Annotated in this window: 9 protein-coding genes; 2 read left to right on the top strand and 7 right to left on the bottom strand. The window is 65.2% G+C overall.

Translation table 11 applies throughout. The features are described 5' to 3' along the window. Positions 1-23 precede the first annotated feature (23 nt). The 3 genes from G4Y73_RS11690 to G4Y73_RS11680 all read right to left on the bottom strand — a co-directional run bounded on the left by G4Y73_RS11690 (position 24) and on the right by G4Y73_RS11680 (position 3,689). Positions 24-392: a GxxExxY protein gene (locus G4Y73_RS11690; RefSeq protein ID WP_346426855.1), complete on the bottom strand. Its 369-nt coding sequence runs from the start codon at positions 390-392 to the stop codon at positions 24-26. Between the two features lie 64 nt (positions 393-456). Next, entirely contained in the window at positions 457-2,178 is a 1,722-nt protein-coding gene (locus G4Y73_RS11685; protein ID WP_164231839.1) for a peptide ABC transporter substrate-binding protein, read from the bottom strand. After that, positions 2,175-3,689: a peptide ABC transporter substrate-binding protein gene (locus G4Y73_RS11680; protein ID WP_164231838.1), complete on the bottom strand. Its 1,515-nt coding sequence runs from the start codon at positions 3,687-3,689 to the stop codon at positions 2,175-2,177. Before G4Y73_RS11680 ends, G4Y73_RS11685 begins: the two co-directional genes overlap by 4 nt. A gap of 221 nt (positions 3,690-3,910) precedes the next feature. Between G4Y73_RS11680 and G4Y73_RS11675 the strand changes: the two genes are divergently transcribed. Continuing rightward, positions 3,911-5,263, top strand: a complete 1,353-nt coding sequence (locus G4Y73_RS11675) for a glutamate--cysteine ligase (RefSeq protein WP_240451332.1) — start codon at positions 3,911-3,913, stop codon at positions 5,261-5,263. Positions 5,264-5,287: 24 nt separating this feature from the next. On the opposite strand, the gene G4Y73_RS11670 is transcribed toward G4Y73_RS11675, so the two are convergent. The 3 genes from G4Y73_RS11670 to coaBC are packed head-to-tail and all read right to left on the bottom strand — an operon-like array spanning position 5,288 to position 9,969. Continuing rightward, complete coding sequence (locus tag G4Y73_RS11670) at positions 5,288-8,260, bottom strand: phosphomannomutase/phosphoglucomutase (RefSeq protein WP_164231836.1); 2,973 nt, start codon at positions 8,258-8,260, stop codon at positions 5,288-5,290. Positions 8,261-8,302: 42 nt separating this feature from the next. Beyond that, the gene (dut, locus tag G4Y73_RS11665) at positions 8,303-8,758 is read right to left on the bottom strand and encodes a dUTP diphosphatase (RefSeq protein WP_164231835.1); all 456 of its coding nucleotides are present in this window, start codon (positions 8,756-8,758) and stop codon (positions 8,303-8,305) included. After that, positions 8,755-9,969 (bottom strand): bifunctional phosphopantothenoylcysteine decarboxylase/phosphopantothenate--cysteine ligase CoaBC, encoded by a 1,215-nt coding sequence (gene coaBC, locus G4Y73_RS11660; protein ID WP_164231834.1) that lies wholly within the window; start codon positions 9,967-9,969, stop codon positions 8,755-8,757. The genes dut and coaBC overlap by 4 nt, the downstream gene beginning before the upstream one ends. A gap of 106 nt (positions 9,970-10,075) precedes the next feature. Here coaBC and radC point away from each other — a divergent pair, with 106 nt between their 5' ends. Beyond that, positions 10,076-10,750: a DNA repair protein RadC gene (gene radC / locus G4Y73_RS11655; RefSeq protein ID WP_164231833.1), complete on the top strand. Its 675-nt coding sequence runs from the start codon at positions 10,076-10,078 to the stop codon at positions 10,748-10,750. Positions 10,751-10,756: 6 nt separating this feature from the next. Here radC and G4Y73_RS11650 read toward each other — a convergent pair whose 3' ends face one another. Further along, a complete protein-coding gene (locus G4Y73_RS11650) occupies positions 10,757-11,356 on the bottom strand; it encodes a carbonic anhydrase (RefSeq protein WP_164231832.1) in 600 nt (199 codons plus the stop codon). Between the last annotated feature and the right edge of the window lie 304 nt (positions 11,357-11,660).

Genomic DNA, 11,660 nt, shown 5'->3' with positions numbered 1-11,660 from the left:
AAGGCGCCAAGTTCGCCAAGAAATCAAGATTCATCGAACTGGTTAACCACTCGGCTGATTCCGTGTTTCATGAGTTCCTCGGAGAAGTTCAGCAACAAGCCCACGCGCAACTCCGAGAGCTTGAGATAGGTGAGCAACTGCTTCTTATGCGCTCGAGTCAATTTCTCGACCGCCTTCAATTCAAGTATTACCTTCTCATTGACGACGATATCCGCTCGGAAAGCCTCCTTGAATTTGATTCCTTCATAGACGAGGGGGACGGAGACTTGCCTCTTTACCTGCATTCCCTGATCTGTAAGCCGCTTGGCCAATACAGCTTCATATACCGACTCAAGAAGGCCAGGCCCCAGATCGCGATGAATCTTCACAGCCTCATCGACTGCAGCACTCACTATTACATCTTCTTCAGGTCTTCTTGGCGACCCTGGCGCCTTCGCGCCCTGGCGTGAGGCAAACCTACTCCGCACGATCAGACTCCTCAGAAGCCTCTTCCGCCCCGACCTCTCGGGACCTCACCAGGTACATATAGCGCGTCAAATGGTAATCCATGACATTTTCTTCCCAGCCTTTCAGGCGCGGGTCGATCAGGCGCTTGGTGACGTAGTGGTAGACGGGAAGGATGACCTGCTCGGCCAGGATCATGCGCTCGGCTTCGGCCATCAGGTTGCGGCGGCTAGCCGGAATTCGCTCGGACGCGATGCGCTCGAGCAGGCGATCGTATCGTGCGTTGTCAAAGCCGGCGTCGTTGCGGCCGTGCTCGGAGTGGAACAGCTCGAGAAAGGTAAAGGCGTCCATGTAGTCGCCGATCCAGCCCGAGCGGAAGACTTCGGTGACGCGCCGCTGAGCGCGGTTCTGCAAAAAGACCCGGAATTCCTCGTTGACCAGCCGCGTTCGCACGCCCAGCACCTGCTTCCACATGGCCGACATCGCCACGGCAATGCGGCGGTGGTTCTCCGAGGTGTTGTAGCGCAGTTCGACCTCCAGCGGCCGATCCTCGCCGTAGCCGGCCTTGCGGTAGAGGCGGCGGGCCTCTTCCTCGCGTTCCTGCTGGGTCCAGTCGGCCCACTCGGGCTGTGGCGATTCGTAGTCGGGCAAACCCGGCGGAATCAGGTTGAAGGTCGGGATTTCGCCGTAGCGGCTGACCCGTTCGGTCAGAATCTCGCGGTCGATGGCCAGGGTCAGCGCTTGCCTGAGCGCCAGGTTTTCCTCGAAAGGTTCGCGCGTCAGATTGAACGAGAAGAAGTACGTGCCGAACCAGGGCGCGACCATCAGCGCCTCGGGCATTTCGCGCTTCAGCCATTCGAACTGCCCCGATGGCAACTGGTAGGTCCAGTGCAGGTCGCCGGCCCGAAAACGATTGAACTCGGTATTCTCGTCCTCGAAGGGATAGTAGACCACGCGCTCGACGATGACGTCGTCGACGGCCCGGAAATGGGGATTCTTCGTCAGTTCGATACGCGAGCGTACCTGCCACTCGGCCAGCTCGAAGGCGCCGTTGGAGACGAGATTGCCGGGGCGGACATGGCTGTCGCCATGGGCCTCGAGCGACGGCCGCCAGACCGGGTAGGTCGTGGGATGGGTCAGCAGGCCGAGAAAATAAGGCGTCGGATCCGATAGCTGTACCTGGAAGGTCGTTTCACTGAGCGCCGTCACGCCCAGCTCATCGGGCGGCAGTTCGCCGGAAAAAATCGCCTCGGCATTGCGCACGGGCGAGAGCATGCGGCTGTAGGACGCGCCGGTTTCCGGGTCGACCGCACGCTGCCATGACCAGACGAAATCCTCGGACGTGACCGGCTCGCCGTTGCTCCAGCGAGCGGCCGGGTCGAGAAAGAAGGTGTAGGTCAGACCGTCGCGGCTGATGTCCCAGTGCCGGGCCGCTCCGGGCACGACGCGGCCGTCCGGTGCGGTCGTGGTCAGGCCCTCGAACAGATCGCGCAGAATATTGGCGGAAGGGACGCCCTCGGCCAGGTGCGGATCGAGCGTCTGCGGTTCATCGCCGTTGCCGCGGTGTACCACCTGAATTTCTGCCAGCACTTCGGGCAACGGTTGACCCGATTCGTCGAAGACCACCTCGACCGGCTGCGACAGTTCCGGCGCCGGCAACGGCTCGGATTCACCGGATCCGCCGCTGCACGCAGCCAGCAGTAATAGCGAAAGCGCCGGCAACAGCCGCCTCACGGCAGCGTCATCCAGCGCGACAGGTGCACGTCCATCGGGTTGTCCTTGAATCCGCTCACTTCGGGTTTCACCAGATGCCTGGAGACATAGTAGTACAGGGGAATGATCGCCTGTTCCTCGAGCAGCCGGCTTTCTGCCGCGCGCAGCATCTCCAGCCTTTCGGGCCCACGCAGCCGGGTCGCCCGGCCCATCAGCTCGTCATAGCGCTGATCGTCGAAGAAGGTGTAGTTGCCCGGGTGATCACTGACGAACAACTGCAGGAAGTTGGCCGCGTCGCGCCAGTCGGCGATCCAGCCGCCGCGGAACACTTCGGTCAGGCGACCCTGGCGACGGTTGGTGACGAATACCTTCCATTCCTCGTTGACCAGGCGGGTCTGCACGCCCAGGTGCAGTTTCCACATCGCGGCGATGGCAGCCGCCATGCGCCGATGGGTGAGCGAGGTGTTGAAACGCAGTTCCACTTTCAGCGGCCGGTGCTCACCGTAGCCGGCGGCGCGATACAGACGCTCGGCCTCGGCCAGGCGCTCGGCGGCCGGCAACGGCGGTTGGCGGCCTTCGGACCAGCCGGGCATGCCCGGCGGCACCAGTCCCCAGGCCGGGATTTCACCCGAACCCAGAACCCGCTCGGTGATCAGTTCCCGGTCGATGGCCAGGCTTAGTGCGCGCCGCAGTCCGGGTGATTCGGCAAACGGCTCGCGCGCCAGGTTGAAGCCCAGATAGAAACTTCCCAGATAAGGCGAGATCCTGAGTTCCTCGCCGAACTGCTCGCGCAGCCAGTCGACCCGCCCGGGCGGAATCGTCTCGGTGACGTGCAGCTGGCCGGCCCGGTAGCGCGCCAACTCGACGTTGGGCTGTTCGATGACGTGCCAGATCAGGCCCTCGAGCGCGACCGTGTCGGCCGCTCGCCAGGCGGGGTTCGGAAGTAGTTCAAGGTGTGCTCCCGGGACCCGCTCGGCCAGAACGAACGCCCCGCTGTAGCGCTCGCCGCGATCACCCGGCCAGGGGTAGGTCACGGGATGGGTCAGCAGCTCGTCGAACCAGGCCAGGGGACGGACCAGACGCACCTCCAGCCGGTGCCGGTCGACCGCCTCGACGCCGAGCGACTCGGCATCGGCCTCGCCACTGCGAACGGCTTGGGCATTGGTGACCACGTCGAGCAGAGCGGCCGTCGGCGAGGCGGTCGCCGGGTTCAGCGCGCGGCGCCAGCCGGCCACGAAATCCGCAGCAACGATCGGTTCACCGTCGGACCAGCGCGCTTCGGGGTCGAGCCGGAAGGTCCAGGTCTTCCCATCCTCACTGACGGTCCAGGATTCGGCCACGCCGGGCACCAGTTCGGCGCCTGCATCGAAGGTGATCAGGCCTTCGTGCAGATCGCGCAGTACGTTGAGTGCCGACAGGGTCTGCGCGGTGTGGATGTCGAGCGAGTCCGGCTCCGGCCCAACGCCACGGTGCAGCGTGGCGGCTGTTGCCGCATTGGCGGCGAGCATCAAGACAAAGAAGACTGGAACCACGGAAGACACGGAAAGCACGGAACGAAAGCGTTGGAAGACGCCTTGCTCCCCGCAGCGATACGCCATGCTCGGGAATGGCGACCCTCGCTCCAGCGTTGGTTCAGAATCCATCATTCCGTGACTTCCGTGTTTTCCGTGGTTCCAGATTTGTTCCGGACGCTCATGCAGCACGGAAACAAAAAAGGGATAATTGGCGCCTCATTCTAGCCGGCTGTCCCGCCTTGAAGCCCGACACCATTCTTACCGACAAGCGCGAGCTCGCCGCCTGGCTCGAATCCGGATGCAAGCCGGAATCGGACTGGCGCATTGGCACAGAGCACGAGAAATTCGGCTTCTGCCTCGAAAGCTTCAAGCCGCTGCCCTACGCCGGCGAGCGTTCGATTCGCGCCATGCTCGAAGGCCTGGCCGAGCGCTTCGACTGGGAACCGGTGCTCGAAGACGGCCTGCCGATTGCACTCAAAAAGGACGGCTGCTCGGTCACGCTCGAACCCGGCGGCCAGCTGGAACTGTCCGGCGAACTGCTCGATAACCTGCACCAGACCTGCAACGAGGTCAATGCCCACCTGGCCGAGGTGCGTGCCGTGGCCGAACCGCTCGGCATCGGCTTTCTTGGCATGGGGTTTCATCCGACCGCCACGCTCGACGACATCGACTGGATGCCCAAGAAGCGCTACGTGATCATGCGCAACTACATGCCGAAAGTGGGGCGCCACGGTCATGACATGATGAAACGGACCTGCACGGTGCAGGTCAATCTCGACTACGCCAGCGAAGCCGACATGGTCGCCAAGTTCCGCGCCTCACTGGCCCTGCAGCCAATCGCCACGGCCCTGTTCGCCGACTCGCCCTTTGTCGAGGGGCGCCCGAGCGGCTATCTCAGCTATCGCAGCCAGGCCTGGACCGATACCGATCCCGACCGTACCGGCATGCTGCCGTGGGTGTTCGAATCGGGCATGGGCTTCGAGCGCTATGTCGACTGGATGCTCGACGTACCGATGTACTTCGTCAAGCGCGGCGACCGGATGATCGACTGTGCCGGGCAGAGTTTTCGCGATTTTCTGGCCGGTCGCCTGCCGGCCCTGCCGGGCGAGCAGCCCACCCTGGCCGACTGGGAAGACCACCTCACCACGGCTTTCCCCGAGGTGCGGCTCAAGCGCTTTCTGGAGATGCGCGGCGCCGACGGCGGTCCGTGGCGGCGACTATGCGCCCTGCCGGCATTCTGGGTCGGCCTGCTCTACGACGCCGACAACCTCGCCGCCTGCCTGGAACTGACCCGCGACTGGAGCACCGAGGAGCGCCAGCGCCTGCGCGACGATGTTGCCCGCATCGGACTGAAGGCCGAAATCCACGGCCGCAGCGTGCTCGAAATTGCTCGCGAACTGCTCGACCTGGCCCGCAATGGCCTGGCGCGCCGCCAGCGCCTCGACGGCTCGGGCGATCACGAGGGCGGCTTTCTCAACTCGCTGCACAAGGTGGTCGACCGTGGCACCACGCCGGCCGAGGTCAAGCTCGATGCATTCGAGCACCGCTGGGACGGCGACCTGACCCGCCTGTTTCGCGAATACGCCTACTAGAACAAGGCGACTGAAGCGCGATCGTCAGTACGGCAGTTTCAAGGTCGGTTCGAGCGCCAGCAGCTGTTCGCGAAAGCGGCTGCGAACCTGGCCCAGCGCGGCAGCATCGTCGCCGCCGAAACGCAGCAGCAGGTGACCGGTCTCGAGGTCGACGCGCGCCAGCCCCCAGCAATTTTCCCAGTCCACCCGCACGCCGCCAACCCGCGTGACGCGGGCATCACCGAATTCGCCCTCCTGCGCCAGTCGGTCAAGCAGTTGCCGACTCTGTTCTGATTCGGTGAGAACCGCCAGCTCGGGACTGCCCGTGAATTCAGGCAGCTCGTCGACGATCTCGTCGGCCGAACGGGAGTCGGCCGCGAACAGGGCCATCAATCGCGCTGCGGCATGGATGGCATCGCCGAAGGCATACCAGCCGTCGGCGACGATGACATGTCCGTCCCATTCTCCACCCAGCGGGGCTTCGAGTGCCTGGAGTTTCTCGGCCAGGGGCAGCTCACCGACGGCCGTCATGACCGCTTGTCCGCCGAGCTGCTCGACCCAGCGCGTCAGGTGACCCGAACAGCGCGCGTCGAAGACCACCGATGCACCCGGGTGCCGACCGAGCACGTCCCGCGCGAGCAGCATGAGCATCCGATCGGTCCAGACGATCTCGCCGGTGTTGGCCACCAGTACCAGCCGGTCGGCGTCGCCGTCGAAAGCGATGCCGAGATCGGCATGGAAGTTGCGCACGCACAAGCGCAGGTCCTCGAGCGCCTCGGACGCGATCGGGTCGGGCAAATGATTGGGGAAACTTCCGTCGACGTCGCAGTAGAGCGGAATCAAATCAGCCCCGATGGCCTCTGCAAGCTCGGGAACAACGGTGCCGCCGATGCCGTTGCCGCAGTCAATCACGACCTTGATCGAGCGCTCAAGCTGGACTTCAGCGCTCAAGCGTTCGGCGTAACGGTCGCGGATGTCCTGTTGTTCGTAGTCGCCCTCTTCGCGACCCTCGGCGACGTCCCCTTGTTCGACGCGCTGCGCCAGTTCTTTCGTTGAAGCCGCGTCCAGCGGGCGACCGCCAATGTGGATGAGAAACCCATTGCGCTCAGCCGGCTCGTGCGAGGCGGTGACCATGGCACCACAGCCGTCGGCAAGCTCGGCGGCGGCGAACCACAGCAACGGGGTGGGCACGGCCCCGGTCTCGATCACATTGATGCCGCTGTTGCGCAGGCCCCGGATCAGGGCCGAGAGCAGAATCGGGCCGCTGACCCGCCCGTCGCGCGCCACGGCGATGCGACCCTGGCCGCGCTCATGCAGCATGGCACCGAGCGCGCGGCCGATGGCCGTGGCCGATGCCGCGGTCAGATCCTGCTCGAAGGTGCCGGTGATCCTGCCGGAACGATACAAGCCGCCGGGTGCCTCGACGGCTGTTTGCAGGTCTTCCGGCGCGTCTTCTGTTGCCGCCGCTTCGGGAAGCTCAGGCTCGGTTGAAGCGGCCGACGCCGCCGTCGGTTCCGGCTCGGATTCTTCCGACGTTTCGTGGCCACGTTCATCTTCGGTGATCGAGCTACTGAAGGCGAAGTCCAGATCCAGTTCGCTGGAGGATTTTTCCGACGCCTGCTCCGAATCATCGTCGCTCGGGATCTCGGCGACCTGTTCGGCAGTGAAATCGAGATCATCGTCTTCGGCGGCGTCGCCTGGTTGCGCCTGGACCCGTTCCTTGTCCGGAGCGTCCGCGGCCGGAGCTTCCTCGACCTCATCGGCCTCGGTATCCGCCCCCTCGTCCGCACCGATGGCACCCTCATCCTCGAAGGGGTTCTCATCGTCGAAATCGAGCTCCTCGCCCAGCAGCCCGGCATCGCTCTCGTCCAGATCCAAATCGAGTTCCGGCTCGGACTCGGCGGCGAGCTCTGCATCGGGGGGCAGGCTTGACTCCTCGTCCAGCTCCACCCCCTCGGATTCAATCTGTTCGAGAATGGTGTCGAGATCCGGCACGTCGAGCAGCGAATCGTCGCTGCTCGTCCCGGCTTCCGTCGATTTCGCCGGAGCATCCTCCGGTTGCTCGGCCGGCTTCGGCATGTCGGCAAAGGGCCCGGCCGCTTCCTCAGCCCGCTCCTCGTCGAGCATCCAGTCGGGCAGATCCTGCTTCGGCTCGGCCGCCTTCTTGCCCTCCGCTACCGGCTTGGGCTCGTCCGGTGTCCGCGCGGTCGATTTCTGTCCTTCCTGTCGCGGCGCCGGAACGGTCGGCGAGTCCGGCTTGCGCCAGACCCACAGTCCAATCAGCAGCAGCAATACGCCACCGACGGCGATACCCATGACCATCGGATAGGCGATACCGTCCAGCACTCCGGTCCGTCCCGTCAGCAGACGCAACTGTGATCCGGCCAGTGGGAATTCATTGTCGGCTTCGATCTCCTCCGGCAGTTCACCCGCGCTGGCGATGATGCTGTCATCCTGCTGCAATGCCAGCCACTGCCGCTCGGCCGCCTCGCCGATGCGGCGGGCAACGAGGCTGACGGGCAGTCGCACGAGCAGGTAACCGGCCGGCGCATCGGCATCAACTCCCGCCTCGGGGATAGCCGCGGCAAGGACCAGGTTCTCGTTGGCCGTGCCCGAATAATGCACCTGGGCCGGTGCCAACCCCTGCCGCCGCGCCTCGATCAGCATGTGAAGCACGGCAAAATCCGGCTCCGGATAGCTGCCGAGCGCGATGTCTTCCAGCGGCGGTGAATAAACCTGCGCATCGATCACGTTGGCCGCACCCGCCGAACGCAGGGGCCGCCGCAGGGCCTCGGCACTGCCGCCGGCCAGTACCGAGCGAGCCGCCTCGATCACTTGCGGATCCTGCAGAATCTGACGGGCCTGATCGATGGCCGACTCCATGGCGTCCACGCTCTCGGGCGGGGGCAGCTCGGAGCCACCGCCCGAAACGAACTTCACTCCGGCCAGCAAAACGCCCGCCAGCAGCACCGCAGCGCCCACAAACACAACGGCGACACCGATCCTTCGCTGGTTCATGAACCCGTCTCCTTTCGATCTGTCGGCCCGAACTGAGTCATGTCAGTGCACTCCCGTGTGGCCAATCCCGCCCTCGGCGCGCTCGCTGACCTCGAAGGCATCAACGATCTCGAGTTGCACCTGGACCACCGGCACCACGACCAGCTGGCAGACACGCTGGCCAGGCTCGATCCGGATCGATTCGCGGCCGCGGTTCCAGCAGGAGATCCTGACTTCGCCCTGATAGTCGCTGTCAATCAGCCCGACCAGGTTGCCCAGCACCAGGCCCTGCTTGTGACCCAGGCCCGAGCGCGGCAACAGCACTGCTGCCAGACCGGGATCCTGCAGGTGAATGGCCATGCCCGAAGGGAGCAGGGCCGTCTCGCCCGGCTCGAGCGTTAGCGCTTCATCCAGGCAGGCGCGCAGGTCCATCCCGGCCGAGCCTTCGGTGGCGTACGCCGGCAGGGGCCAGTCGCGGCCCAGGCGCGGGTCGAGAATCCTCACCTTGAGGTCATTCATTGGCTGTGCTGCTCCCTCAGCGGCATTCGTTCGGCGATGATAGCAACTAGCTCGCGCGCCAGCTCCGGCTTGGGGCGAGCCGGCAGCGACCAGTGTCGGTCGGCGGCGTAGATCTCGAGTGCGTTGTCGGCCTGCTCGAAACCGCGATCATCACCGACCTGGTTGGCCGCGATCAAATCCAGCCCCTTCGCCTCGAGCTTTCCACGCGCGGCCGCCTCGATGTCCCGGGTTTCGGCGGCGAATCCGACCACCAGGGCCGGGCGTTCAGCCAGGGCCGCGACTTCGGCCAGGATGTCGGGATTGGGTACCAGTTCGACCCGCAGCGCGCTGTCCGACTTCTTGATCTTGTCGCCGGCCACTTCCGCCGGCCGGTAATCGGCCACTGCCGCCACGCCGACGAAGCCGTCGGCACCTGCGATACGGGCCATCACAGCCTCGCGCATTTCGATGGCCGTACGAACGTCCACACGCCGCACTCCCGGCGGCGTGGCCAGGGTGCTTGGCCCGGCCACCAGGTCGACATCGGCACCGGCCTCGGCCAGTGCGGCAACCACGGCAAAACCCATTCGTCCGGAAGACCGATTACCGATAAAGCGCACCGGATCGAGCGGTTCGTGGGTCGGTCCGGCAGTGACGACAAAACGGCGACCGGCCAGCGGACCCTCCGCGCCGACCGCTGACAACGCCGCAACAAGTTCAGCCGGTTCGAGCATGCGGCCCTGACCTTCCTCGCCACAGGCCTGGGAACCGGAGCCGGGGCCGAGCAGGCGCACGCCGCGTTCGGCCAGCCGGGCGGCATTGTCGCGTACTGCCGCGGCATCCCACATGACGCGATTCATCGCCGGCGCCAGCCACAACCGTGCTTCGCTGGCGAGCACCAGAGTGGCCAGCAGATCGTCGGCCAGGCCGTGGGCCAGGCGGGCAATGACGTGCGCGGTGGCCGGGGCAACAAGGATGTCGTCGGCCCAGCGCGCCAGTTCGATATGGCCCATGCCGGCCTCGGCTTCGGGATCGAGCAAATCGCTTCGCACCCGGTGGCCGCTGACCGCCTGCAGGGTCAAGGGCGTGATGAAGGCTTCGGCACCGGCGCTCATGATCACGCGCACCTCCGCGCCGGCTTCGCGCAGCCGCCGCACCAGTTCCGGCGTCTTGTAGGCGGCGATACCGCCGGTTACGCCGACGAGGACCTGTCTTCCTGCAAGGCTGCTCATGGTCGCTTGAGTCGATTTCCTACCGGGTTCGGAGTCAGTTGGCGATGGTCTTTGGGGCCGGGCGCTGCCCAGAATAACGGTTCCGACCGACAAGTGGAACGATGCCATGCGAATCGCCGACTGGCCAATGACCGAAAGACCGCGCGAGCGCCTGCTGGACAACGGGCCGACTGGGCTGAGCGATGCCGAGCTGCTGGCCATCCTGCTGCGCACCGGCGCGCGCGGACGCTCGGCGCTGGATCTCGCCCGCCACCTGATCAATCGCCATGGTGGCTTGCGCGGTCTGCTCGAGGCCGACTGCGAAGTCTTCTGCGATACGCCGGGACTGGGCCCGGCCAAGTATGCCCAGCTGCAGGCCGCTCTCGAACTGGCCCGGCGCCACTTACGCGAGAACCTGGAACGCGGCCGGCCGCTGACCAGCCCGCAGGCCACGCGCGAATACCTGCGCGCCGCCCTCAGGGACCGACCGCACGAAGTCTTCTGCGCCCTGCACCTCGACACCCGCCACCGGGTCATCGCCTTCGACGAACTGTTTGCCGGCACCATCGACTCGGCCCACGTGCATCCACGCGTGGTGGTCGAGAAGGCCCTGTCGCGCCGCGCCGCGGCCCTGATCGTCGCCCACAACCACCCTTCCGGCATCGCCGAGCCCAGCCAGGCCGACCTGGCGATCACACGACGGCTGCGCGATGCGCTGGGGCTGGTGGATATCCGCCTGCTCGATCACTTCATCGTCGGCGACGGTGAAGTGGTGTCACTGGCCGAACGCGGCCTTGTTTGACGCCGTTCAGGCGGATTCGCGACGGATGGAACAATCGAGGGACTCGAGCAGGCCATCCTTGAGGCCGTAAATCAGGCCGTGCACGGCGATGTCGTCGCCGCGCGACCAGGCGCGCTGGATGATCGGTGTTTCGGCTACCCGGCTGACGCCCTCGATCACATTGAGCTCGGCCAGCCGGTCCAAGCGACTTTCGCTGTCACCCAGCGCATCGAGCTCGTCGGCCTTCTTCCGCGCGACGCGCCGGATCGGCTCGACCCAGTGATCGGCCAGGCCGTGCACCATGTCCTCAGTCGCCGCACGCACCCCGGCGCAGCCGTAGTGACCGCAGACCACGATATTGCGAATACCCAGGCCCTCGACGGCGAACTCCAGGCAGGAGAGCAGGTTGAGATCGGCCGGATGGACCACGTTGGCAATATTGCGATGCACGAAAATCCGCCCCGGATCCCGACCGGTGACCACGTTGGCCGGAACGCGCGAATCGGCACAGCCAATCCAGAAGTAGTCCGGTTTCTGGACCGCGGCCAGGCGCTCGAAGTAGTCGGGGGATTCGTCGCGGATTCCTTCCGCCCAGCGGCGATTGCCGCGAATCAGGTCATCTGGCATTGCTCTTTTTTCATTTTGGGGGGTGAGGCATTGTAGCCTGCGGGTTGGCGGGTGCGCACGGGGTGCGGGTGCTGGAATGGTCATTGCCACGGGTTGCCGTGGGGGCCTCGACACGTCAAAGGCGGTTCCGCCCGCCCGCTTCGCGGGCTGATAGCGGGTGGTTCGTCTGCTGCTCTGTCGCTAGGCTGTGTGTCGCTACCGCCGGGTTGGCGGGCCTCGACAAGTCAAAGGCGGTTTCGCCCGGCTTGCTTCGCAAGCTCTTTGGGCGAGTAACTTTTGTCAGTCGCGACAAAAGTCACCAAAA

The sequence above is a fragment of the Wenzhouxiangella sp. XN201 genome (genome assembly GCF_011008905.1).
In the GTDB taxonomy this organism is placed as follows: Bacteria; Pseudomonadota; Gammaproteobacteria; order Xanthomonadales; family Wenzhouxiangellaceae; genus Wenzhouxiangella.
The sequence above is the reverse complement of the archived record's forward strand: the minus strand, read 5'-3'. Positions and strand labels throughout refer to the sequence as shown.

Bases quoted from the DNA above. Each gene is read 5' to 3' on its own strand.
- G4Y73_RS11650 (WP_164231832.1), bottom strand. From the start codon at position 11,356: ATGCCAGATGACCTGATTCGCGGCAATCGCCGCTGGGCGGAAGGAATC.
- G4Y73_RS11670 (WP_164231836.1), bottom strand. From the start codon at position 8,260: ATGAACCAGCGAAGGATCGGTGTCGCCGTTGTGTTTGTGGGCGCTGCG.
- coaBC (WP_164231834.1), bottom strand. From the start codon at position 9,969: ATGAGCAGCCTTGCAGGAAGACAGGTCCTCGTCGGCGTAACCGGCGGT.
- dut (WP_164231835.1), bottom strand. From the start codon at position 8,758: ATGAATGACCTCAAGGTGAGGATTCTCGACCCGCGCCTGGGCCGCGAC.
- radC (WP_164231833.1), top strand. From the start codon at position 10,076: ATGCGAATCGCCGACTGGCCAATGACCGAAAGACCGCGCGAGCGCCTG.